Source organism: Desmonostoc muscorum LEGE 12446, assembly GCF_015207005.2.
GTDB lineage: Bacteria > Cyanobacteriota > Cyanobacteriia > Cyanobacteriales > Nostocaceae > Nostoc > Nostoc muscorum.
In genome coordinates this window covers 704,577-729,791 of sequence record NZ_JADEXS020000001.1, presented here as the reverse complement: position 1 = coordinate 729,791, position 25,215 = coordinate 704,577, and the positions used below count along the sequence as shown (strand labels likewise).

Genomic DNA, 25,215 nt, shown 5'->3' with positions numbered 1-25,215 from the left:
TTAGCGCAGCGGGGCGTAGCCCATTCTGACTCCTTTTTATAATTATTAATTTTCAAATCAATTAATAAATATTAATATATTAATAAAATTTCATAATAAATTACCTTAACACATCCCAAGTTGCAAAAGTAACAATTGATTCCCGCTGAAGATAGAGAGAATATTTATTTCTCTTGATAGAGATTAAAATACATAATTAGTAATTTAATTTTAATCATAAGCATAGCCATAAATATATCTGAGACAAAATAATTTTGCTGAATTCGCAAGCGAGAAAATAGACTATGGCATACGTAAATCGAGTAGGTGATGATGTTATTCCCCCTGAGTCTACAGTAGTTGGTAGAGTAACTGAATACCACGATCGTGTTCGCTGGGGTCCAATAATTTCTGGTGTATTAGTTGCTTTAGCTACTCAACTAATTCTCAGTGCTTTGTTTGGAGCAATTGGAGCAACCAGTATTGCAAGATCGGGAGCGCCTAGATCAATTACACCAGATATTGCAGGTAATGTCGGATTTTGGTCAACCATTGGTTTGTTAATATCTTTATTCGTAGGTGGTTGGGTAACAACCCGCGCCAGTGGGCCGATGAATCGCAATACAGCGTTGCTTAACGGTGCAATCTTTTGGGCTACGACTTTAGCAATTAGCTCTTGGTTATTAGCAAGCGGAGTATCCGGTGCTTTTGGTATTGCTGCTTCTAATGCTGGGCAAGTTATCAATCAAGCACAACAACCCGGTACTCCAGTGCCGCGAAACGTACCGAATGTAACTGCCGAAGAAGCCCGTCAAATTGCTGCTGCAACTTCCAGAGCTTTGTGGTGGTTTGTATTTGGTTCATTGTTGGGTTTAGCTGCTGCACTGATGGGAGCTGTTACTGGAGTTCATGCCCCTCGAACTAACAATTACAATCCTTAAAAAATTAATTGTCTGTCTGAAAAATTAAATGACATTGCAGCCTTTTTCATCTATTATTTGAACCATAATCTTCTGTAGGGGCGCACAGCTGTGCGCCCCTACCTTTTTGTTTATTTAAGACTGGCGTTTGTATTTTCCAATTAATTCTGCTGTTGCCAAAACATGACCTTCCATTGCTGCTAAAATTTGGTTTTTGGTAGCACCTGCTGCCAAATCTAAACTTTTATCTAAAGCAAAAAGTTTAAAAAAGTAGCGATGAGTTCCACTGGGTGGACACGGGCCACCGTAACCAAACTTGCCAAAATCATTTTTGCCCTGCACTCCACCATTGGGTAAAGTTTTTACAGTTGGAATATTCTCTGGTAATTGGCGAGTTGTATTTGGAATATCGTAAACAACCCAATGAACAAAAGTTCGTCCAGGTGCATCAGGATCATCAACAATCAATGCTATACTTTCTGTTCCTATTGGAATTTCATCCCAGAGTAAAGGTGGAGAAATATCTTTACCATCACAGGTGTATTTACCAGGAATTAAATCATTAGCGTTAAAGGCATTGCTTTCCAATTTCATAATTTTCACTTCCTTTTTTGATTGACTGCTATTGCTAGAATTTATGGGAAGATTACCCTTATTTTCAGAACTACAACTAATTATAAATAGCCCGATTAAAAAATATTTAACGATAAATTTATATACAAAAATTTTTATTTTATACATTATCAAGTACCCATGATGAAGTTTTTTACATTTTAGACCTACATATTTTTTATAGTAAATAACTACTTTAGTCGTATATCACAAGTTGAAGAAGAAAGTTGAATATTTATTTCTAAAGATTAATGAATATAAATAATTGAAGTAGCTAAATAAAGAAAGTCAATAACTGATGAAATCAAAAACCGAATTTAAAGTTTTGACTGGCTGAAAAAACTAAAAGCTTTAATTTAGATACAAGGAGTACCATCATGGCTGATACAAGCAAACGTGGTTTTGCTTCGATGGATGATGACAAGCAACGCGAAATAGCGAGCAAGGGGGGACAAGCCGCCCATGAAAAGGGCACCGCCCATGAGTTTACATCTGAAGAAGCTCGTGAAGCTGGACACAAAGGTGGTGAAGCTGTAAGTCAGGATAGAGAACACATGGCTGAAATCGGCCGTGAAGGTGGCAAGAGTTCCCACAAGCGTAATCGTAATAAAGATAGTGAGGATACCGATACTGAAGAAAAGGGAACCCAAGGAGGCACACCAGAACAACATGCTAAGGCAGGGCGGCAGAGTCGCAAGAATAAATAGATAGACTCATCGCTTTGAAATTTCTCATCCATCAACAACATACAGCAGAATTCAGAATGGGCTACGCCCCGCTGCGCTAACAGAATTCAGAATTCAGGAGTCGGAATTAAAACAGGCTTTATTCCTCACTTTGAAATTTAGTTTGTGTAGTTTACCAACTTAAAATTCGCTGTATCTTATCTATTAATATCCCGCTTTCAAGAAACATTTCTGTTTTTTCAAAGCGGGATATTCTGTGTTGTTATTTTTTATAACTAAATGAATCTAAACTTTATTACTACAGTTCACCATTTCAAATATGAAGCTTCAATTCCCTGCTCACGTCGAATTTTGCCATCTTTTTCAAACCAGGCAATTACTTGTTGTGTTGTCAAATCTTCAATAGCAACACCGTACTCTTGAGCAATATATTTTAAAAGTTTAAGTGATGAAATTGTCAATCTTGTTAAAAACTTTTCTGGGGAAGACAACAAAGCCGCGTCTACTTTTGCTGACTCTTCCAATGTTAAAAATTGGGTTGATGGCTGCTGTGGTGCTACATCCATAAATGCTATCTGTAATTTAGTTGATTATTTGGGAGTGGGGAGTAGGGAGTAGGGATTGGTTTTCACAAATGACTAATGACTAATTGCGGGCTTGTACTAAATAACCACAACGGTGTTCGCCGTTGATAATCCAGTGGGTGCGTTCTACTGTACAATCTGGTAAGACGCCAGCAAACATTTCTAATTCATGACCACAAATGGTGGGGAAAGATTCAGCAACGTTGGAAATGGCGCAGTTATGCTCTATAAATATGAAACTTTCGCCTCTGGAGCAGTCATTCACATCAACAGGGTGATACTCGGCCATAAAGCCTTCAGCTTTTCTCAACTCTACTAGGTTGGCTACACGTTCTCGCAGTGAACCGCTACCCACGCGATCGCGATATTCATGAGCTTTACGTTCCCACTGCTTCTGTAATATGGATTTGAATTGGTCGTGTCCCACGGTTTCTGCTAAGGTATCCAGCAGCGAAACAGCAAAATTGCCGCTGGCATCACCGAAGCGATCGCTCATTGTGCGGTGCAAGCGATCGCGTCCCTGACGACTCAGTTGATAAACATGCTGGGGACGCCCCATTCCGGCTTGATCTGATGATGTCGAAAACAAAACTAGCTCCTCCGTCTCCAAATCTTTGAGGTGGCGACGAATCGCTTGCTTGCTCACATCTAAAACTTCAGCAAGCTCAATAGCCGTTGCTTTTTGGTGCTTGTGCAGATATTCTAGGATTTCTTGCTTGGTTGAGGACTGGTGGATAGTCGCCATCTTCTGGTGTGAGACGCTGCGGGAACGTCCCAAAAATTTCTGGGAAAAATTGACTTTGACAACATTGTTGTTGTTAATTTAGCGTAAAATGGAGATACATTAAACAACATAGCTGTTGTTTTACTCCCTACCACCATTCTAGCAGCCGTGTAACCATTCCGTAACGCGAGGTGGGAATCGGCAACAGAATAGCTTGTCTCCCATCCTTAGAGAGATTTAACCGAACACAAGAGATTATTAGCGATGAGTGCCACTGTCAAAACCTTAGTCAACCAACCTTACAAGTACGGCTTTGTTACCGACATTGAGGCAGACACTATTCCTCGTGGATTGGATGAGGATGTTGTCCGCTTGATTTCGTCGAAGAAGAACGAGCCACAGTTCATGTTGGACTTTCGCCTGAAGGCTTATCGCCAGTGGCAAAAAATGACAGAACCAACTTGGCCTAATGTCAAGTATCCGCCAATTAATTATCAAGATATCATTTATTACTCAGCCCCGAAACGCAAGAAAGAAAAACTCAACAGCTTGGATGAAGTCGATCCAACTCTCTTGGAAACCTTTGAAAAGCTGGGTATTTCCCTATCTGAACAAAAGCGACTGGCAAATGTTGCTGTAGACGCGATTTTCGATAGCGTTTCTGTTGCCACTACATTTAAAGAAAAGTTAGCTAAAGACGGCGTTATTTTCTGTTCAATTTCCGAAGCGTTGCAGGAACATCCAGAACTAATAAAAAAATATCTGGGTAGCGTCGTTCCCATTGCTGACAACTATTTTGCTGCTCTCAACGCCGCCGTATTTAGTGATGGTTCCTTCGTCTACATTCCCAAAGGCGTCAAATGTCCGATGGAACTGTCTACCTACTTCCGCATCAACTCCGGTGACACAGGACAATTTGAGCGGACTTTGATTGTCGCTGAAGAAGGTAGCTATGTTTCCTACCTCGAAGGTTGCACTGCACCAATGTATGACAGCAATCAGCTGCACGCGGCTGTGGTGGAACTTGTTGCTCTAGACAACGCCGAAATTAAATACTCCACCGTCCAAAACTGGTACGCTGGGGATGCTAACGGTAAAGGCGGTATTTACAACTTTGTCACCAAGCGCGGTTTGTGTCAGGGCGTAAATTCCAAGATTTCCTGGACTCAAGTAGAAACAGGTTCGGCAATTACTTGGAAGTATCCTAGCTGTGTTTTGGTGGGTGATAACTCTGTGGGTGAGTTCTACTCGGTGGCGCTGACAAACAACATGCAGCAAGCTGATACGGGTACAAAGATGATTCACGTTGGTAAGAATACCCGTAGTACAATTATTTCTAAGGGAATTTCCGCAGGTAAATCTAGTAACAGTTATCGGGGTTTGGTGAAGGTCAATCCGACTGCGAAAGGGGCGAGAAATTATTCTCAGTGCGATTCGATGCTGATTGGGGATAATGCCCATGCCAATACTTTCCCTTATATCCAGGTGCAAAATAATACTGCGAAGGTAGAGCATGAAGCTTCTACTTCTAAGATTGGGGAAGATCAGTTATTTTACTTCGCTCAACGGGGTATTTCTTCAGAGGATGCTATTTCGATGATGATTAGCGGCTTCTGTAAGGATGTTTTCAATCAGCTACCGATGGAGTTTGCTGTGGAAGCTGATAAGTTGTTGAGTTTGAAGTTGGAAGGCAGTGTTGGATAAATGGAACCAGAGATAAACACACATAAATCCGTCTTGAAGCATTGCTGAATACAAAAAACTTCTCTCTGCGCCTCTGCGCCTCTGCGTGAGATTTTGATATTTTTATTCAGCAACGCCTGTGTTTATCTTTGGAAGAATAACGAACCGCAAAGGACGCAAAGAGCGCAAAGAAAGAGAAGGGAGAGAAGATGATTATTGAAAATAGTGAAGTTGTCCTGTCGGTACGGAATCTGACGGCTAATGTTGATGGGACACCGATTTTAAAGGGTGTGAACCTGGAGGTGCGATCGGGTGAAATTCATGCGATTATGGGACCGAATGGTTCTGGTAAGAGTACTTTTTCTAAGGTGTTGGCTGGGCACCCGGCGTATGAGGTGACTGGCGGTGAGGTGATTTTCCAAGGACAAAATCTGCTGGAGTTGGAACCAGAGGAACGCGCTAGAAGTGGTGTGTTTTTGGCTTTTCAGTATCCGCTGGAAATTCCTGGTGTGAGCAATTTGGATTTCTTACGGGTGGCGTACAATTCCCGGCAGAAAGCACGGGGTTTGGAAGAAATAGACGCGTTTGATTTTGACGATTTGATTGAGGAAAAGCTGGATGTGGTAAAAATGAATGCCGCTTTCCTCAATCGGAGTTTGAATGAAGGGTTTTCTGGTGGCGAGAAAAAGCGGAATGAAATTCTGCAAATGGCGCTGCTAGAACCAAAGTTGGGAATTTTGGATGAGACTGATTCGGGTTTGGATATTGATGCGCTCAGAATTGTGGCGAATGGGGTAAATCAATTGGCAAGTCCAGAAAATGCCACGATTTTAATTACCCACTATCAGCGGTTGCTCGATTATATTGTGCCAGATTTTGTCCATGTGATGGCAAATGGGCGAATTCTCACTAGTGGTGGTAAGGAATTGGCACTAGAATTAGAGTCTCGCGGTTATGACTGGGTGTTGGCAGAGTTTGCAGCTGAGGTGGGTGTTTAATGAGTATTCAAGTTTCCCCTAGTCCAATTCCTAACTCGGATGCAGCGAGTCTGACAGCTACTCTGTTGGATAAAGATGCTTATTTAATTGGCTTGTTAAATCAAGTCACTGCATCAAAAACAGAAGGGTGGCTGCAAGGTTTACGTGAAGGTGCCGCTAATTGGGTACGCCACTCTCATATTCCCAGCACCCGCGAGGAAGAATGGCGATTTACTGATTTGTCTTCTCTGCGACAAGTGCAGTTTAATGTAGAGACGTTGCATGAAGCGTCTCTACCGGAGATTTTGCCAGAAGCGGCTAACAGTCGTCTGGTTTTTGTGAATGGTGTTTATGCGCCGGAGTTATCCGCAGTCGCAGATTTACCGCCTGGGGTGGTGGTGAGTAATTTGGCTGGGTTACCTGTGGCTGAGCAGGAGGCTGTACAACAGTATTTAGCTCAAGCTGAAGGAGCGCAGGAAGTTTTTACGGCTCTCAATACTGCTGGGATAACTGATGCAGCGGTGATTTGGGTGAAGAAGAATGTGGTAGTTGAGACGCCAATTCATCTGGTGTTTGTTGCAGCTGCTGGTGAGAGTGCGACGATTTCGCAGCCGCGTTGTTTGGTGGTGGCGGAAGGTGGTTCGCAGGTGACTTTGGTGGAGGAGTATACGAACCGCAGAGGCGCAGAGGGCGCAGAGAAAGAGAGATATTTGACGAATGCGGTGACGGAAGTTTGGGTTGGTGAGAATGCCGAGGTGAGTCACACTAGGGTTGAGCGAGAGGGTGGAGAAGCTTTTCATGTTGGCAAGACTGCGATCGCTCAATCTCGTGATAGTCGATATACTTGTCATGCCATAACTTTTGGCGGAAGGTTATCACGGCATAATTTGGAGATTTTGCAAACTGGCGAACAAACCCAAACTACTCTCAATGGGTTGACGATGATTTCTGGCAAGCAGTTGGCGGATACTCACAGTGCGATCGCTCTGAATCATCCTTATGGTACAAGTAAACAGTTGCACAAGTGTATTGTCGGCGATCGCGCTCATGCTGTGTTCAACGGCAAAGTTTTTGTTCCCAAGCCAGCGCAATTGACAGATGCAGCCCAGTTAAATCGAAATTTGCTACTATCATCAAAAGCCAGGGTTGATACTAAACCCCAATTAGAAATTACTGCGGATAATGTCAAATGCGCTCACGGCGCTACCGTCAGTCAATTGGAGGATGATGAAATCTTCTACCTCCAAAGTCGGGGAATTGATGAAAACGATGCTCGTAAATTGTTAATTAACGCTTTCGCTGCTGAAATTATCAACCAAATACCCGTTCCCTCTCTCCGAGAAAACCTGTTAAACACTGTTAATAATCTCAAGTCCATATCGCTGGAATCTTGACCAAATTTTGGATTTTGCATTGAATATTCAAAATCCAAAATTTAAAAAAGTTTCAACCCCCAAGGCTAATTTTAGATTTTAGATGGAAAAATTTAATCTAAAATCTAAAATCCAAAATCCAAAATTGCTTGAATCTACCAATGACTTTCACCACTACTAAAACCCTTGCCGATAAAGTTCGCGCTGACTTCCCAATTTTGCATCAGGAAGTCAATGAGAAAACCCTAGTTTATCTCGATAATGCTGCAACATCCCAAAAGCCTTTACTCGTATTAAATACTTTACGAGATTATTACGAGCAATATAATGCCAATGTGCATCGAGGTGCCCACACTCTAAGTGCTAAGGCTACCGATGCTTATGAAGGTGCTAGAGACAAAATTGCTAAATTTATTAATGCTGCATCGCGTCAGGAAATTGTCTATACCCGCAACGCCAGTGAGGCGATTAATCTAGTCGCTTACAGTTGGGGAATGAACAATTTGCAGCCGGGAGATGAGATTATTCTGTCGGTGATGGAACATCACAGCAATATTGTGCCGTGGCAATTGGTGGCACAAAAAACTGGCGCGGTGTTGAAATTTGTTGAACTTACACCAGAACAAACTTTTGATTTGGAGCAGTTTAAAAAGCTGATTTCCGAGAAAACAAAACTGGTGTCAGTGGTACATATTTCTAATGCTTTGGGTTGTATTAATCCAGTAGCAGAAATTGGGGCGATCGCTCACAATTACGGTGCGAAATTTTTAGTCGATGCTTGTCAAAGTGTACCACACTTCCCCATTGATGTACAACAAATAGATTGTGATTGGTTGGTTGCTTCTGGCCACAAAATGTGCGCCCCCACTGGCATCGGATTTTTGTATGGCAAGTTGGAATTGTTAGAATCAATGCCTCCATTTTTTGGCGGTGGCGAGATGATTGCAGAGGTGTATTTAGACCATTCCACCTATGCAGAATTACCCCATAAATTTGAAGCTGGTACGCCTGCAATTGGAGAAGCGATCGCACTTGGTGCCGCAATAGATTATCTCAGCAGTATCGGCATGGATAAAATCCACGCCTCCGAAGCCGAATTAACAGCTTATTTGTTCCAACAATTAGAACAAATTCCCCAAATTAGAATTTACGGCCCCAAACCAAATGCTCAAGGAGAAGGTAGAGCTGCCTTAGCTACATTCACCGCCGAAGGAGTCCACGCCAACGACTTATCTACATTATTAGATCAAGAAGGCGTTGCCATTCGTTCTGGACACCATTGCACTCAACCATTACACCGCTACTTAGGAATTCCCGCAAGCGCACGGGCAAGTTTATCGTTCTACAATACTCGTGAGGAAATTGATATTTTCATCAAAGCACTAAAGGAAACCCTAGACTTTTTTGCTGAATTCTCTAGTTAAAAGTAGACAATGTTTAGATGCTGATTGTGTCAATTATTAATTAATAATATTTGGCACAATTTACCTACCTAGATGATTTATCAGGAGCAACTAAAATGTCTTACAGTGACTTTACCCTTGACAAAGTTAGAAAAACCTTTGATTTAATCATTTCTGACAAATTTGATATATTTGCGTCTACACAACAGATAGAATGTCCACCATTGCTTGCAGAAATATTACGCGAAAATATACCTTTGGCTTTAGCAAGTAATACAGAAAAATCCCGTTCAGAAATGATTATTGCCCCTATTCTAATTGCTCTCAGAAAATATTTCAATAATCAAATAAGTTTGTTTTCAGGTATTGATTTTACTGTTGATGTCGCACAGGGATTAAATGGAAATTGCGATTTTGTTATTAGTCGTTCAGCAGAACTATTAATTCTTAACGCACCAGTTGTAACAATTGTAGAAGCTAAAAAAGAAAATATCAATGCAGGATTAGGTCAGTGTGTAGCAGAGATGTTAGCAGCTAAATTGTTTAATGAACGTGAAGGAAATAACATTAAAACAATTTATGGTACTGTCACCACTGGAACCAACTGGAAGTTTTTAAAGCTAATTGGGCAAGTAGTTGAAATTGACTTAGGTGAACATTATATTAGTGATATAGGTAAAATTTTAGGGATTTTATCTAACATTTTGACAGAAGAAGTCTTTTAATATGCTTGTCCAGTCAACGCCTGCTGAACAAAGAACAGTGCTATACAACATTAGCTGGGAAACCTTTGAAGCCTTGCTTCAAGAGACAGGTGAGGATAGAGGTTCTCGGTTTGCTTATGACAGCGGTGTTTTAGAAATCATGACTCCACTTTTTGAACACGAAAATCCTAAAATTCAGTTTGACAGATTGATATTCGCTTTAGCAGTGGAATTAAAAATTAAAATTAGAAGTGCTGGTTCTACAACATTAAAACGTCAATCAATAGCCAAAGGAATAGAACCCGATAGTTGCTATTATATTCAAAATGAGCCAGTAATTAGAGGTAAACAAAAATTAGATTTAAGAGCAGACCCAGCACCCGATTTAGCAGTTGAAATTGATATTACTAGTAGTTCTGTTGATAAGTTTAATATTTATGCGGCTTTAGGTGTAGCAGAATTGTGGAGATATGACGGTGAAGTTTTAAAATTTTATCAATTAGTAGAAAGTCAGTATATTGAGGTTAATTTTAGTAGAGCTTTTCCTTTAGTTTCTGTTAGCGATCTGAATAGATTTATCCAGAAAAGTAAAACTATGGATGAAATCGATTTGGTGCAATCCTTCCGCGCTTGGGTGCAGGGTAAGTTAGGGTAAAGTATACCTCACTCACAAATCTAATTAATAGCTTATTTTTCTAAGATATGCTTGTCAAATCAACACCTGCTGAACAAAGAACAGTGCTATATAACGTTAGCTGGGAAACCTTTGAAGCCTTGCTTCAAGAGACGGGCGAGGATAGAGGTTCTCGGTTTGCTTATGACTGCGGCACTTTAGAAATTATGACACCACTGTTTGAGCATGAAAACCCTAAAAGTAATTTTGGTAATTTCATCATTGCTTTAGCTGAAGAATTAGATATTGAAGTTAGAAGTGCTGGTTCAACAACATTGAAACGAAAAATTGCAAAGCGGGGAATAGAACCAGATACTTGTTACTATATCCAGAATGAAGCAGCTATTAGAGGTAAGGAAAAGCTAAATTTAGAAACAGACCCACCGCCTGATTTAGCAATTGAGATTGACATCACCAGCACTTCAGTTAACAAATTTGGTATTTATGCAGCACTGGGTGTAAATGAACTTTGGAGATATAACGGGCAAGATTTAAAGTTTTATCAGTTGGTAGAAGGGCAATATGTCGAGTGTAAATTTAGTATTGCCTTTCCTATAGTTTCAGTAAGTGAGATCAGCAGATTTATTGAGCAGAGTAAAAGTATGGGTGAAATTGCTTTGCTCAAATCCTTTCGCGCTTGGGTGAGGAAGAAAATAAGCTAGTTAACAACAGCTAGCATAAACTATAGCGGTTCCCAATCATATCAAGTATAAATTTGGTTGTGGGATTTTCTCGGAATTGGCCGTATTTAGGATCGCATATAGTATAATTGTACTATAAAGTGAAAATAGCACGTAACTGCTCCGCCGTCTGGCGGGGCTTTTTCTTTAAGAACGATTATCTAAAAATTGGTTATAGATTTAAAATAAAACCAAGGAGAACATCTTCACAAGATAGACTTGTAGGAAATTGTAAAACTTTAGGTACTTGATTAGGGCGATAAATTTCTACTTATTTATCTTTGGGATTAATTAACCTAACCAAATTGTAACCCATTTTCTAAGTATTCCTGCATCTTAGATTGAGTATCTTTGAGTTCATCTAATTGCAAATGCAAATCTTGATTAACAGCAATAATCTCTTCAAATTCTTCATTGCAACTTGGAAGCGCATCAGCTAAGCATATACTCCAAATTTAGAGTCTATATTTGTAATATGTAAAATAGTAATTTTCACCTGATATTATGCCACCGTCTGAAAAATCCCTCGCTTACCCATCCAGCCACAAGAGCAACCAAGTCGATAAGTACCACGGTACTTTAGTTACAGATCCTTACCGATGGTTAGAAGATCCTGACTCCCAAGAAACAAGAGTTTGGATTGAAGCACAAAATCAAGTTACTTTTGGCTACTTGAGTGAAATTCCTGCTAGGGAAAAAATTAAACAACGCTTGACTAAACTTTGGGATTATGAGAAATATAGTATCCCTTTTAAAGAAGGTGAACAATACTTTTATTTCAAAAATGATGGACTGCAAAATCAAAGTGTTCTCTACACCCTAAAATCTCTCGATGCTGAACCTAGAGTTTTACTCGACCCCAATAAACTCTCAGAAGATGGTACTGTTGCTCTTTCGGGATTGTCCATTAGCGAAGATGGTAAACTTTTAGCATACGGTATATCTACATCCGGTTCTGATTGGCAAGAGTGGAAAGTCCGCGATGTTGAAACTGGAGAAGATTTACAAGACCACTTGCAGTGGATTAAATTTTCTGGCGCATCTTGGACACATGATTCTCAAGGTTTTTTTTACAGTCGCTATGATGAACCAAATGAAAAAACTCGATTAGAAGATGTTAACTATTATCAAAAGCTCTACTATCATCAACTAGGTAAACCCCAATCAGAAGATGTACTAATTTACCATCGTCCCGATCAAAAAGAATGGGGTTTTAGTGGCGATGTTACTGAAGATGGACACTATTTAATAATTTCAGTTTGGCTGGGAAGTGATTCTAAAAGTTTAGTTTTCTACAAAGACTTGACTAATCCCGATGCTGAAGTTGTAGAACTAATTAACCAGTTTGAGGCAGATTATAGCCTAATCGATAATGATGGTAGCGTCTTTTATTTTCGCACCGATTTCAATGCCCCACGCGGAAGATTGATTGCCATTGATACCAACAAACCTGCACGAGAAAATTGGCAAGAAATTATTCCACAGACAGCAGAAACTCTCGAAAGCGTTGGCATACTCAATAACCAATTTGTTGCTGATTATCTGAAAGATGCTCACAGCCAAATCAAAATTTTCGACCTCAAGGGTGAATTTATACGGGAGGTAGAATTACCCGGACTTGGTTCAGCAGGCGGTTTTGGTGGTAAGCGTTATGATACTGAAACTTTTTATAGTTTTACCAGCTACACCATACCAGGGACTATTTACCGCTACGATATGGTAACAGGAAAAAGTGAGGTTTTTCGGAAACCAAAAGTAGATTTTAATCCTGATGATTACCAGATAAAACAAGTCTTTTATCAGAGTAAAGATGGTACTAGAGTGCCGATGTTTATCACTCATAAAAAAGGCATAAAATTGGATGGAAATAACCCGACTTATCTTTACGCTTATGGTGGTTTTAGTGTCTCCCAGACACCTGGTTTTTCTGTGAGTCTGTTGGTGTGGATGGAGATGGGTGGTGTGTATGCAGTGCCGAATCTACGCGGTGGTGGCGAATACGGCGAAGAATGGCACCAAGCAGGAATGAAGGAGAAAAAACAGAATGTCTTCGATGATTTTATAGGGGCAGCTGAGTGGTTAATTGCTAACAAGTATACTAAAACTGATAAGCTGGCGATCGCAGGTGGAAGTAACGGCGGTTTATTAGTGGGTGCTTGTATGACGCAGCGCCCCGATTTGTTTGGTGCAGCTTTACCAGCAGTCGGCGTTATGGATATGTTGCGGTTCCACAAATTTACCATCGGCTGGGCTTGGACTGCCGAATATGGTTCTCCAGATAATCCAGAAGAATTTCCTGTGCTATATGCTTACTCCCCATTGCACAATCTCAAACCAGATACAGCTTACCCTGCAACCTTAATTACCACAGCCGATCACGACGATCGCGTTGTTCCTGCTCATAGTTTCAAATTTGCCGCAGCTTTGCAAGCAAATCACGCAGGTGATGCGCCAGTGTTAATTAGAATTGAGACTAAAGCAGGACATGGAGCAGGTAAACCCACAGCTAAAATAATCGAGGAAGCCGCCGATAAATGGGCTTTTTTGGTGCGTACTTTAAATGTTGAAGTATAAGCCAATACCCTTGGGTTAACCCTAAAAATATTCATGTAGAGACGCGATTCATCGCGTCTGAAAGACTATATCCACCCTCGTAATTTTTTATGTACCTGCGCCAAATACCACATATAATCATCAATCTTGTAATTATCAGCAGCCTTAACTATATACTGTTGAGCTAAATCAAGATTATTCTCAGCTTCGTAATATAATCCCAAGTAAAGATGACTGTAAAAATTTCCCTTTATCCCTTCTAATTGGCTAACATTTAAAACATCATCTGGTGTAAAGTCTCCTGCATAGAAATCATATACACCCTGCATAACACGTCGAGGATCATTTTTCACAGTTAGTAAAGAATTACGCGCTTCTTCAACACCTAACGAACGAGCGATGCAGAGATATCGCCACACTGTTTCTTCTACATCTTGAGCATTCACCGTCAAATCTATTTCAAACTGTTGAGCACCCTCAGCAAATCTTTCTGCATAATAATACGATAATCCACGTTGCCAGAGGTAGGGTTTGACACTGGCATCCAATTGCTCTGCTATGTCAAAATCTTGAATAGATTCATCAATCTTGGCTAGCTGAAAGTTAACCATGCCTCGACGAATGTAAGCATTAGGATTTTTCGGCTGATTGCGGATGGTTTCGTTCCACCGCTGGAGTTGATTTTCCAGAGAATTTGCAAAAAACATGAGTTTGTCAGTGGGTTTGGTCAGCTATTGTAATGAATGGTTTAGGCATTACGATCGCCTAGATTACGACAAAAGGCGATCGCAATGGGCATCTGCAAGATAAACTCTTATCGGTTTTTAAGTTTCAAAGTCAGATTTATCCACGAGGTAGAAGAAACTACTTCCACAATTCAGTAATGTAGAGTTTGTGTCTTAACATCAGGAAAAACGCCCGTGGTTCCCATTAGAGATAATAATCCTACAAAAATTACCCCTTATGTGACTTATGGACTGGTTGCTATCAACGTCCTTGCATTTATTTATGAATCAAGTCTTCCGCCGCAAGCATTAAATGGGTTTTTCCACCTTGCAGCTGTAGTCCCACGAGAACTTACCTTAAGCTTTGCTGGTATCTCTGTACATCAACCAGTGCCAGAGTGGGCAACTTTGATTACCTCACAATTTTTGCACGGCGGTTTATTGCATCTAGGCGGCAATATGTTGTTTCTCTGGATTTTTGGTAATAACGTTGAAGATAAATTAGGTCATGCCAAATATTTGCTGTTTTATTTAGCGTGCGGTGTTTTGGCATCATTAACCCAGTGGTACTTCGCTCAAGATTCTAGCATTCCTTCATTGGGTGCGAGTGGTGCGATCGCAGGTGTCATGGGAGCGTACATTCTTCGCTTTCCCAAAGCTGAAGTTATTGGCGTTGTACCTTTAGGATTTTTCTTCCCCACTTTCCGCGTCCCAGCATACTTCTTTCTAGGATTTTGGTTTCTCGAACAAGCCTTCTACGGACTTGTCAGCCTCGAAACACCTACTAACATCGGTATGGAAAGCGGGGGTATTGCCTACTGGGCACATGCAGGCGGGTTTATTTTTGGGGCAATTCTTGGCCCACTGTTAGGTTTATTTAGCGATAAATCCCCAGAAGAATCTTGGTTATAGAAGTATCAAATTTCTCGCTTTCGTGAGGTACATAAATTTGTAGGGGCGCATGGCTATGCGCCCCTACAAATTTATGTACCTCATGTGATTGCGAACCGCTATATCCCATCAAAGTTTAAAATATAGGTACAGAGACCTATTCTAATTCTGAATTCTGTTAGCGTAGCGGGGCGTAGCCCATTCTGACTCCTGAATTCTGACTCCTGAATTCTGCTGTATTTTTGCCAAATTACTCTGAGTTAAAATACCTAAACTCAACAACTGCGCGTAATACAAGCTATATTGCAGTTAGTCAATAATTTAGGAAAAACACCTGTGTTTCCTCTCTACGATGAAAATCCCACGCGAATTACCCCGTATTTCACCTACGGGTTAATTGGCATGAATATTTTAGTTTTTCTTCATGAGGTTACCCTGCCAAATGCACAATTGAATCAATTTTTAAGTCAGTATGCAGTAGTTCCTCAAGAATTAACCACCAATTTATCTGCGGAATGGATAACCTTATTTACGTCGCAATTCTTACACGGCGGATGGTGGCACTTAATCTCAAATATGGTGTTTCTCTGGGTTTTTGGCAACAATATTGAAGATCGTTTAGGTCATTTTAAATATTTAATTTTTTATTTGACATGTGGTGCTTTAGCTGCATTGTGCCAATGGTTTATTGGCATCAATTCTGAGATTCCTTCCTTGGGCGCAAGTGGGGCAATTTCTGGGGTTTTGGGTGCGTACATTATTCGCTTTCCCCACGCTAGAGTGATGACTTTAGTATTTTTGGGGATTTTTATCACCACTATCCGAGTTCCAGCACTAGTAATAATTGGACTTTTCTTTGTACAAAATGTGATATCCGGGCTTGTAAGCCTGCAAGCAGCCAACATGAGTGTACAAACTGGTGGAGTTGCCTATTGGGCACACATCGGTGGTTTTGTTTTTGGAATAATTCTTGCTCCCGTATTTGGATTGTTTAGACGTGATTAATGGGGACTGGGCATTGGGGACTGGGGACTGGGCATTGGGGACTGGGGACTGGGCATTGGGTATTGGTTATTAATTCTTATCCCTCACTCCCTCACTCCCTCATCCCCCTCATCCCCCTCATCTTCCCCACTCCCCACTCCCCACTCCCCATTTTTTCTACGTTTTAGTCGCACCTGCTGAAACTTCTTCTGATTCTTCAACATTTTCTGCTTCTACTTCAGATTCAGATGAAAACGTTGGTGCAGGTAGAGAAACGACGATATCAGCACCATTAATAATTGCTCCTAATAACCCCAGTTCCGATTCAACCAATTGATCGATCGCTTCGCCGAGCATATTCTCTTCTGTATAATGTTTGGACTTTGGACAAAAAGAAGTTTATTCGCGAGTGTGACTCGCGAATAAATGAATGATTAATCTTGTTTATAGTGACGAGCAGAAAAAAGCATAGCCATCAGACCCCCAACAAATAGTAATATCAACTACAAAGTATCTTTGGGTAAATACTGATGGCTATGCCAAAATTTAATAACAATCAATTAATAGCGCAATTTCAAGATTTTAGACAAAAAATTTACAACTGTTTTTCTTCATGTAGCGACGCCTGTATGGATTTGTTGGATGCGCTTGCGGGTAATACGGGAGCCAATTCAATTGCGGAGTTATCTTTAAGTCCTTTGTTTCCCAGAAGCTATAATTCTATTTATAAAGCAATTCAAAAATCATTTAATACAAATATTCAGGAGAAGAACAATGAAGAAGAAGAACAAGAAGAACAAGAAAAACCCAATAACTTAATTAGGGTGGTATCTGAGTTAATTAAGCAACCACAACAACGCCCTTTTTACTTATTCGCTCTTGATACAACACCGCATCCGCGTCCTTACGCGAGGACTTTAGCTGAACGTGGGTATATTTACCAGCCAAATACTATCAAGGGTAACAAACCGATTAATATTGGTCATTCTTATTCGATACTTTCTATCTTACCAGAGAAAGAAACTGGGAATGCCGCCCCTTGGTCAATACCAATATCAGGAGAAAGGGTATCACTTGATAAAACTGGTGTTGATGTGGGTAGTGAACAAATTTCCTCAGTAATGTCTGATTCATCACTGCCCTGGCAGGAAAAATTGTGCGTCTTAGTAGCAGATAGCGCCTATAGTCAGCGTTCATTTCTGTTTGACCAATCCAAACACAAAAATGTGGTAGTGATAGCCAGAGTTCGTAGTAATCGAATTTTCTACCAATCTCCACCCGTTGATGAGTCAAAGAAAAAACGTGGTTGTCCAAAAAAATACGGTGAACGGTTTAATTTAGCTGATGTTGAAACTTGGCACTCTCCCGACGAGACAACACAAATTCAGCAGACAACCTGTAAGGGTCGTCTTTTAAACATCACCATACTCGCTTGGCATCAAATGTTGATGAGGGGAACCAAGCACCAAAAAATGTATTGTCATCCTTTTACTCTGCTCAGAATTCATGTGACTGATGATACTAATCAATCTCTCTGGAAACCAATGTGGTTAATTGTCATAGGTGAGCAACGTGGAGAAATCTCACCTACGGTTGCAAACCATTGCTATAGACAAAGGTTTGATATTGAACACATGCTGCGATTTAGCAAGCAGCGTTTGTTGATGACGCAGTTTCAAACTCCAGATGTTTTGCATGAGGAAAATTGGATACATTTAGTAATCCTAGCTTACGTACAGTTGTGGGCGGCAAGGGAGTTAGCAACACACTTACCCAGGCCATGGGAGCGTTATTTAGAACAAAACAATGATAAAATTGCCACTCCAAGTGTAGTGCAACGCGATTTTCAGAGAATTATTTCAGAGATTGGTACACCCGCTCGTTCTCCCAAAACCAGAGGAAATTCCATCGGTCGAGTTCAAGGTCAAGTTCAAACACAACGAACTAAGCATCCTGTTGTCAAGAAGAAGTCAAAATCAACACTCGCTAAAGTCAAAGCCGCATAAATTTTCTTAGGCTTTAGGCGTTTAACTCAGTCTGACTCAGTTTGTAAAATAACTGGGGTAATTTCTGATGACTAGTTTTTTGTTCGCGAGTGTGACTCGCGAACAAACTTCTTTTTGTCCAAAGTCCAATAATGTGGTCGCGCCACTAATACCATGCCATCGCTGTAGGGCTGGATTAACAACGGGTCATTGGATAAGCTCAAAGGACTAGTATCTAAAATCACTAAATCAAAACGTTCGCGGACATCATCCATGAGCCGCCGCATTTCGCTAGATTCAAGAATAGCAGCCGATTGCCGCACAGGGCCAGGACTCGGAAGAATGTATAAATTTTCCACATCAGGAACTAAACGAATACATTCACTCAAGTCAGCGTAATAACGCAGGGGTTCAATGGTGGCGTCGGGATCAGGGATTACTTTCAGGGACATACAACGAGAAGGCGATCGCAAATCTGTCTCGATAATCAAGGTTCTTTTCCCAGCACGGGCGGAAGCAATTCCCAAGTTATAAGCACTTGCGGTTTTACCCTCTAGGCTACTGGTACTAGTAATTAACACCACCTTTAAGTTTTTACCACCAATTCGCCGCAGATTACTGCGGAACTTTTCATAAAATTCTAAATAGGGAGAATCTGGAGAAAGTACCACTGGCACTGCTTCTTTATCCAAATCATCAACTAGCATTAAAGGCAACTCTCCCAACAGTGCCACTTCCCGTTGCTTGAGGCTCTCGCGGATATCTTCTCTGGTTTTGAAGGTTCCTTCCAGCGATCCCAATAAAAATATCACCCCACCACCAACTAACACACCCAAAAAACCACCCACAGCCAGGGTAACAGGTACACTCTTAGGGGGTTTGATATCCGCAATAGCTGTCGGCCGTCTGGCAATGCTAAGACTGCTGGTTGTTTCTGCCTCTGCGGTTTTAGCATCTGTTAGCTTGGCCTGCATTTGGTCATAGATGGCTTTTTTGAGTCCAACCTCCTGTTCTAAACGCGATCGCTCTAATTGTTTATTCGGTATCAAAGAATACTCTCGCCGGAGTCGCGCTTCTTGTTGGATCTCTTGATTTAGTTGTTGTTGGAGTGTCTCCTGTTGGGTTTGCAAAGACACCATTTGGTTTGCCAACTGTTGGCGTGCTGGATCTAAACTCGATGAAGTGCGAATATTAGCAACATTACCTTGAAGGGGAGCCGCCACACCATTACCGCCTAACACCTCAGCAGCACGTTGTTGCAGTAATTCTTCAGCAGCTTGTTTCTGACGCAACAACTGAATCATCGTTGGGTGTTCAAGTCGTAAATCTTTCCTTAGCAAAGCGATTTGCGACTCGGTTTGATAAATTTGCGCTCGCAAGTTGGCAATAATCGGATCGGCACTTAAAGCAGAGGAAATATAAGCCTGTCCGACTGTTAAGCCTAATTTATTTTGTAAACTGCGAATTTGACCATCAACCCCAGAAATAGTTAATTGAATTTGCCGTTGGAGATTTTGGCTGGCAGTAACGGCGCTGAGTAAACTGCCATTTTCAGCTGCTAATATTGCTGTGCGCTCGATGCGATCGTATTGTTCCAACTTCTTTTCAGCAATTTGCAATTCTCGTTTAGCTTGTGGTAGGCGATCGTTAATTTTTTGAATAATTGCTTGTAATCGTCCAGTATTGATGTCACTGCTCAACTTGACCATTGATTGCATCAATTCCGCCAACACCTCTATAGCTCGTTTGGGGTCACTATCTACATATTTCAGTTCAAAGGTAGTAGTTTCAAAGTCTCCAGTCCTGGGGTTTTTTTTAGGTAGAGAAAGGACAATACTTGCACCGAGTTGTTTCGGTTTGATATTTACTTTCTCTGCTACTGCTGCAACTATCTGGTTTGATAGTAAAACATCCTCATTTAGTTCCTTTCCTTGCTGTTGGATTTCAGTACCAGTTGCAGAGAAAGAAACTGGTGGACCGCTATAGGTAAGGGCAGCAGATGCTATGTAGTTAGGAGGTGGATCTGGTTGCATAGCCACCACCGTTGACCCCGCTATAACTAAACCAAAACTAGCTAGTCCAATCCACTTGTATTTTTCAAAAGCAATAAGATAGCGCTTAACAATTGGTGGGGTCATGGTAGGGGCATATAGTTATTTATTGGGCAAACAGGGCATTGGGCATGGGGCATGGGGAATTTGAGTGTCCAAGGAATGGGAGGGGTGAGAAGCTTTTTTATAATCTCCCTCATCTCCCTTATCTCCCTATCTCCCGCACTCCCCACTTCCCATTCCCCATTTCCTAATTTGAACCGCCGCCGAAGTTGTCAAAAAATCGGAGAAAAGATTGCACATTGAAGAAGGGCTGAGTAATGGTACTCAGTAAATTAGTAATTCTACCGACGAGGTTTCGACCAACAACAATAACATCATTGTCTTGAAGTGGCACGTTTTGGGATACATCGCCTCCCAGAGCTTTTTTCGCATCCAGTTTTTGGGTAATAGCTTTACCTCGTTCAGGATCGAAGCGAACCAAGGCGATACTCCGGAGGTTAGCAGTATCGAGATTTACTCCTCCCAAAGCATCTACAAATGTACTGCCATTGGGCAGCGCTTGAGTAGAAATACCTCCTGCTGCGTAGTTTAAAACTCGGACTCTAATCTGTGGTGTGGCTAAGGTTGAACGTGCTACCAAATTGCGGTCATAACCGTCATCATTGCCGATTTCACGACGAGGCACAACGATCGCATCTCCGTCTTGTAAGCGCAAATTAGGGATTGAACCACCATTTTGCAGTGCTGCATACAAGTCAATAGTTTGCGAAATCACTGAACCATCCATTAACTTGCGGCGTATTTGCACTTGTCGCAGGTCTGCATTCAAACTTGAACCACCAGATATTAATAAAGCATCAGCAACGCGGGGTGTTGGTGAATTAATCGGATAAATTCCTGGTCGAAGTATTTCCCCACTAATGGTAATTTGAACTGGTCGCGCTCCTACCAGGGATACTACGACAATCGGATCTGGAAAAATCCGACTTAAACCCAAGCGAATTTTTTCTTGAGCTTCTTCCAAAGTCAAACCTTGTAATGATACTGTTCCCACTTGCGGCACTACAATGTTGCCTTCTGGACTAATTAAAGCTTGAAAACTCAAGTCTTGACGCTGGGTTGCTAGGGCTAAAACTATTACTGGATCGACAACATAACGATTTAAACCCAAACGAATTTTTGCTTGAGCTTCCTCCAAAGTTAAACCTTGCAAAGAAACTGTTCCCAGTAAGGGCACCACAATGTTACCTTCTGGATTAATTACAGCTTGAAAGCTTAACTCTGGAAAGCGCTGAACCGAAACGCTAATTCCATCTCCGATTCCCAAGCGATAGAGACCAGGAGGACGCTGAAGAAAAACGCCAACAGCATCTCCTGGTCCCAAAAGATAGCGGCTGAGTTGAGGCGAAATTTCGTCATTTGCACTTGGAGGTACAACATCCTCAGTACCTGGCACAGGGGAAGGGGGTTGCCCTTGAGACGGGAAAGGCTGAGCCAGAACCAGCTGGGTAGGTGCTATTAAGAAAACCCCTACTTGAAGACTGACAAAACACAGGGCGCTGAATGCACGCATATAAGAACTGGGAGTTATCAACATCGGTGCAGGAAAACTCATGTAATAATTGGTCGCGCCGACTCGTTATTTTACCCTAAAAATGTCCTCGATGTCTCTTTTATCTGCAAGTATTTACCAGGAAAAAGCTGAAAAATTCTGTCAACTTTAATTTCTAACTTCATATTTTGAACATCTTTTAACTAAGTTTAGGTCATAGAGCGATCGCACAAATACTTCTCATAAATCTCTGCACAAATTTACCTGTAACATACTCTACATATGACGTGCCATCAATGCAGCTTGCACCGTTTCTCCAATAGATTGGGCTAGGGGCCAAGATTTTTCAACTTCTCCCAAAGGTTCCATTGGAATCAGAATACTGACGCCCACCCAAGGAATGCGCTGCTTACGCCACTGTGCATATTGGTCTGCCACAAACCAGTGTAATGGTGATGGATTTCCGCCGTTTGGCATAGCGTACCATTGCAAGACAGCGAAGGTTTGCTGTTGTGCGGAGGCGCGAAAGAACCTAGCTTCTACTTTCGTTTCAACATTAGAAGCCAACTTACCAGACGGTTTGACAGTAAATTCAGCACCACGATATTGAGCTACATCCCATTTTCCCCAACGTGACCTTCCCCAGCCGTTAACCTCTGTCCACTCCACCTCTGGTTGATCCATCGGCCCATTTTGTGGCAGCAAAAGTAAAATTGCCTGAGATTCGGAGCCTTCTTTTTTAATTACCTGCAAAGACCATTTATGTTCGCCAATTTGCTGTTCTGCTTGGTCAGTAGTTTGCCAACCAGGAACAGTTAACCCAGTCTTGCGGATTTCTCTTAATTCCTTGAGATTAGCCACAGGTGGCGGCTGTTTCCATTGCCAATGTCCTGTCAGGTATCCGGGAACCCCTCCCATCGCCAGCAGCAGTAGCAATAACAAAAGTGCTGCTACCTGACTCAATCGGTTTTCTTTGAAAAACTTAGAGAAGGAAATCATCAGTAAAATTTTGAATACTTAGGCAAAATTTTACTTTAAAAATCACACCATGAGTTCAGTGATATTTAGGACTTATGCGGGAAGTGGGGAGTGGGGCATGGGGAGATGAGGGGGATGAGGGGGATGAGGGGGAGAAATAACCAATGCCCAATGCCCAATGCCTCATGCCCCATTCCCTATGCCTCATCCCCAATTTCTGGAGATGCCGAGAAATAGTTATTAATCCAATTCAGTAAGGGCACTAATGACACGAGCATACAAGCAGAGTATACATCGCCACCCCAACCATCATGGAGCCATTTAAAAGCCCCTTCTTGACCTGTGCCGTGAAAGAAGGTCAGTAAGGTATTACGAATAATATTGGCAGTAATGCTAACGATGACAGCAATAGATAAAAACGATATAGTTGTGCGGCGTGAAGATAATGCGCCTGTCCAATAAAGCAACATCAAGCCGACGTAGAGCGTAGTGAACAACATTTTCAGCCCTGCACAATAGGGGGCAACTTCTACAATCCGTCCTCCCACGTAGAGATTTATCTCATCCACAGTTACTTCCATACCAAATTGATTCAGTATGAAGCCTGCGGTGCCAGCGATGAAGCTTTGAAGAGGCAAGGTATAGGGAGCAATGAGGTAGGGTGCTGAAGTTGGGGTTGCCAAAAATATCAGTAGCAGGGGAAATGCTTGCGATCGCAAACCTGATATTCCCTTAAACCACAAGCACAACCCCGCTAGTATAACAGGCAACGAAAGGTTAACCCACTCTGTAACACCGCTAAGATAAAATACTCCCGCTAATAACAACAAAACACCGCCCAAAGGATGGATAGTATCTGGCAAACGTACCCACTGTTTCCGGTTCAGCCAGCCCAAATAAGCGGCAAATGGTAAACCAATAATCCCATGACTGAAATATTCGTGTTCTGTACTAATATTTTTGTGCAACCAACCATCCAGCCAATGTAGCAATATAGGAGCATAAAGCAGCAGCAAAACGCCTAAAATGGCCAAATTTAGCAGGCCTGACACGTTTCTGTTTCTAATCTGTTGCTGGAGTGCCATGATTTTAATTAATTATTGGGCATGTGGCATAGGGCATGGGGCATTGGACTAATGACCAATGACCAATGACTAATGACTAATGACTAATGACTGCTGAGAATTTGTTGAGACTGCATTGGCGATCGCTGCTACAACTTCTTTGATTTGGCTACTGCTCAAACCAGGATACATAGGTAATGATAATATTTGCTTTGATAAATTTTCTGCTTGGGGAAAATCTCCAGGCTGATACCCTAAGTGGGTAAACGCTGGCTGGAGATGACAAGGAATTGGGTAATGAATACCAGTCTGAATTCCCGCTGCTGTTAGTTGTTCTTGGAGTTCCTGGCGTTCTATGGGGCAAGAATCATCAATTTTAATCACATAAAGATGATAAACATGTCCTGCGCCACTTTGGTTTTCGATGGGGATAATGCCAGCAGTTGCTAAAGGTGCTAATTCTACATCATATTCTTGGGCAATAGTCAAGCGATCGCGATTCCACTGTGGCAAATATGGTAGTTTCTCATGCAAGATAGCTGCTTGCAATGTATCTAAGCGGCTATTTGTGCCTGGTTCAGTGTGAAAATATTTTTGCGATGCGCCATAATTTCGCAAGCGTACCATCTTCTGGGCAACATCGGAATTTCGTGTTAGTAGCATTCCTCCATCCCCAAATGCTCCCAAATTTTTGCTGGGATAGAAACTGAAAGCTGCTGCTATTCCTACTGAACCAGCGTGATATCCATCTCTTTGGGCGAGATGCGCTTGTGCTGCGTCTTCAAAAATTAGCACTTTGTAGGTATCAGCAAAGTCCAATAGATCCTGTGGTGATACCATTTGACCATAAAGATGCACAGGAATAATTGCTTTAGTCTGAGGCGTAATTGCTTTTGCTGCTGCTTCTAAATCAATTAAAGCTGTTTGGCGATCGCAATCTACTAAAATTGGCTTGGCACCAGCGCGTAAGACTCCAATCAAGGTTGCAATAAAAGTGTTTGCAGGTAAAATCACTTCATCGCCAGCACCAATATTACACGCTTGCAATCCCAAGGCGATCGCATCTGTTCCAGATGCCACACCAACTCCATATTCTGCCCCAGACACAGCTGCAAATGCCGCTTCAAAATCTGAGAGTGCTTGCCCTAAAATAAAATCCCCTCGTTCCAATACAGATTGAATTGCATTTTGCAGTTGCGTTTGAATTGGCTCGTGTTGTAACTTCAGGTCTACAAAAGGAACTCTAATAGCCATTTTATTCATTATCAGTTGCCCTCAAATTCGCTATCTATTCGTGTTTACTTGTGGTTTATTACAAACTAAAATTACAAAGGTTTGATGTAATTGACTGTTGTTTACCACAGCAATAAATTACTTTTCTGAAAAATACCTTGCTCGCTGTCCAACGCAGTGCCTCAACTTTTCCAGACA

22 protein-coding genes and 1 pseudogene are annotated in these 25,215 nt (G+C 41.6%); 13 read left to right on the top strand and 10 right to left on the bottom strand.

Going from position 1 to position 25,215, the window contains the following annotated elements:
- Positions 1–284: 284 nt before the first annotated feature.
- On the top strand, positions 285–920 hold the full coding sequence (locus IQ276_RS03160) for a hypothetical protein (RefSeq protein WP_190875584.1): 636 nt from the start codon (positions 285–287) through the stop codon (positions 918–920).
- 114 nt (positions 921–1,034) lie between these two features.
- Here IQ276_RS03160 and IQ276_RS03155 read toward each other — a convergent pair whose 3' ends face one another.
- Positions 1,035–1,493, bottom strand: coding sequence for a YbhB/YbcL family Raf kinase inhibitor-like protein (locus IQ276_RS03155; protein WP_228043014.1), 459 nt, complete (start codon positions 1,491–1,493; stop codon positions 1,035–1,037).
- A 395-nt stretch (positions 1,494–1,888) separates the two neighbouring features.
- On the opposite strand from IQ276_RS03155, the gene IQ276_RS03150 reads away from it, so the two are divergent.
- Positions 1,889–2,218 carry a KGG domain-containing protein gene (locus IQ276_RS03150; protein WP_193916440.1) on the top strand — a complete coding sequence of 110 codons (330 nt, stop codon included), beginning with the start codon at positions 1,889–1,891 and terminating at the stop codon, positions 2,216–2,218.
- A 284-nt stretch (positions 2,219–2,502) separates the two neighbouring features.
- Here the strand turns inward: IQ276_RS03150 and IQ276_RS03145 are convergent, their stop codons facing one another.
- Together IQ276_RS03145 and sufR are read right to left on the bottom strand one after the other, a co-directional pair.
- On the bottom strand, positions 2,503–2,763 hold the full coding sequence (locus tag IQ276_RS03145) for an NDH complex assembly factor CRR9 (RefSeq protein WP_193916438.1): 261 nt from the start codon (positions 2,761–2,763) through the stop codon (positions 2,503–2,505).
- 79 nt (positions 2,764–2,842) lie between these two features.
- Positions 2,843–3,526: an iron-sulfur cluster biosynthesis transcriptional regulator SufR gene (gene sufR, locus IQ276_RS03140; RefSeq protein ID WP_190875580.1), complete on the bottom strand. Its 684-nt coding sequence runs from the start codon at positions 3,524–3,526 to the stop codon at positions 2,843–2,845.
- Positions 3,527–3,769: 243 nt separating this feature from the next.
- On the opposite strand from sufR, the gene sufB reads away from it, so the two are divergent.
- From sufB to IQ276_RS03095, 8 genes are all read left to right on the top strand, one after another.
- Positions 3,770–5,209, top strand: coding sequence for a Fe-S cluster assembly protein SufB (gene sufB, locus IQ276_RS03135; protein WP_193916436.1), 1,440 nt, complete (start codon positions 3,770–3,772; stop codon positions 5,207–5,209).
- Positions 5,210–5,397: 188 nt separating this feature from the next.
- Positions 5,398–6,186, top strand: a complete 789-nt coding sequence (gene sufC / locus IQ276_RS03130; protein WP_193916434.1) for a Fe-S cluster assembly ATPase SufC — start codon at positions 5,398–5,400, stop codon at positions 6,184–6,186.
- Entirely contained in the window at positions 6,186–7,559 is a 1,374-nt protein-coding gene (sufD, locus tag IQ276_RS03125) for a Fe-S cluster assembly protein SufD (RefSeq protein ID WP_193916433.1), read from the top strand. The genes sufC and sufD overlap by 1 nt, the downstream gene beginning before the upstream one ends.
- A 140-nt stretch (positions 7,560–7,699) precedes the next feature.
- Positions 7,700–8,962, top strand: coding sequence for a cysteine desulfurase (locus tag IQ276_RS03120; protein ID WP_193916431.1), 1,263 nt, complete (start codon positions 7,700–7,702; stop codon positions 8,960–8,962).
- A 95-nt stretch (positions 8,963–9,057) separates the two neighbouring features.
- A complete protein-coding gene (locus tag IQ276_RS03115) occupies positions 9,058–9,666 on the top strand; it encodes a hypothetical protein (protein ID WP_190875605.1) in 609 nt (202 codons plus the stop codon).
- A gap of 1 nt (position 9,667) precedes the next feature.
- Positions 9,668–10,300 (top strand): Uma2 family endonuclease, encoded by a 633-nt coding sequence (locus IQ276_RS03110; RefSeq protein WP_193916429.1) that lies wholly within the window; start codon positions 9,668–9,670, stop codon positions 10,298–10,300.
- A 47-nt stretch (positions 10,301–10,347) separates the two neighbouring features.
- Complete coding sequence (locus IQ276_RS03105; protein WP_193916427.1) at positions 10,348–10,980, top strand: Uma2 family endonuclease; 633 nt, start codon at positions 10,348–10,350, stop codon at positions 10,978–10,980.
- Positions 10,981–11,502: 522 nt separating this feature from the next.
- Complete coding sequence (locus IQ276_RS03095) at positions 11,503–13,572, top strand: prolyl oligopeptidase family serine peptidase (RefSeq protein WP_193916424.1); 2,070 nt, start codon at positions 11,503–11,505, stop codon at positions 13,570–13,572.
- A 65-nt stretch (positions 13,573–13,637) separates the two neighbouring features.
- On the opposite strand, the gene IQ276_RS03090 is transcribed toward IQ276_RS03095, so the two are convergent.
- A complete protein-coding gene (locus tag IQ276_RS03090; protein ID WP_193916421.1) occupies positions 13,638–14,258 on the bottom strand; it encodes a tetratricopeptide repeat protein in 621 nt (206 codons plus the stop codon).
- 213 nt (positions 14,259–14,471) lie between these two features.
- Here IQ276_RS03090 and IQ276_RS03085 point away from each other — a divergent pair, with 213 nt between their 5' ends.
- Together IQ276_RS03085 and IQ276_RS03080 are read left to right on the top strand one after the other, a co-directional pair.
- Positions 14,472–15,188, top strand: a complete 717-nt coding sequence (locus IQ276_RS03085; RefSeq protein ID WP_190875570.1) for a rhomboid family intramembrane serine protease — start codon at positions 14,472–14,474, stop codon at positions 15,186–15,188.
- 315 nt (positions 15,189–15,503) lie between these two features.
- Positions 15,504–16,172, top strand: a complete 669-nt coding sequence (locus IQ276_RS03080) for a rhomboid family intramembrane serine protease (RefSeq protein ID WP_190875569.1) — start codon at positions 15,504–15,506, stop codon at positions 16,170–16,172.
- A gap of 156 nt (positions 16,173–16,328) precedes the next feature.
- Here the strand turns inward: IQ276_RS03080 and IQ276_RS03075 are convergent.
- Positions 16,329–16,526 (bottom strand): annotated as a pseudogene (locus tag IQ276_RS03075) (hypothetical protein); the annotation flags it as partial.
- A gap of 155 nt (positions 16,527–16,681) precedes the next feature.
- On the opposite strand from IQ276_RS03075, the gene IQ276_RS03070 reads away from it, so the two are divergent.
- Entirely contained in the window at positions 16,682–18,157 is a 1,476-nt protein-coding gene (locus IQ276_RS03070; protein ID WP_228043575.1) for an NF041680 family putative transposase, read from the top strand.
- A 71-nt stretch (positions 18,158–18,228) separates the two neighbouring features.
- Here IQ276_RS03070 and IQ276_RS03065 read toward each other — a convergent pair whose 3' ends face one another.
- The 5 genes from IQ276_RS03065 to IQ276_RS03045 all read right to left on the bottom strand — a co-directional run bounded on the left by IQ276_RS03065 (position 18,229) and on the right by IQ276_RS03045 (position 25,047).
- A complete protein-coding gene (locus IQ276_RS03065) occupies positions 18,229–20,274 on the bottom strand; it encodes a GumC family protein (RefSeq protein ID WP_193925499.1) in 2,046 nt (681 codons plus the stop codon).
- A 163-nt stretch (positions 20,275–20,437) separates the two neighbouring features.
- Complete coding sequence (locus IQ276_RS03060; protein WP_193925197.1) at positions 20,438–21,787, bottom strand: polysaccharide biosynthesis/export family protein; 1,350 nt, start codon at positions 21,785–21,787, stop codon at positions 20,438–20,440.
- Between the two features lie 231 nt (positions 21,788–22,018).
- On the bottom strand, positions 22,019–22,741 hold the full coding sequence (locus IQ276_RS03055; protein ID WP_193925195.1) for a cyanoexosortase B system-associated protein: 723 nt from the start codon (positions 22,739–22,741) through the stop codon (positions 22,019–22,021).
- A gap of 176 nt (positions 22,742–22,917) precedes the next feature.
- On the bottom strand, positions 22,918–23,805 hold the full coding sequence (crtB, locus tag IQ276_RS03050) for a cyanoexosortase B (protein ID WP_235115377.1): 888 nt from the start codon (positions 23,803–23,805) through the stop codon (positions 22,918–22,920).
- Between the two features lie 69 nt (positions 23,806–23,874).
- On the bottom strand, positions 23,875–25,047 hold the full coding sequence (locus IQ276_RS03045; RefSeq protein ID WP_193919226.1) for a DegT/DnrJ/EryC1/StrS family aminotransferase: 1,173 nt from the start codon (positions 25,045–25,047) through the stop codon (positions 23,875–23,877).
- Between the last annotated feature and the right edge of the window lie 168 nt (positions 25,048–25,215).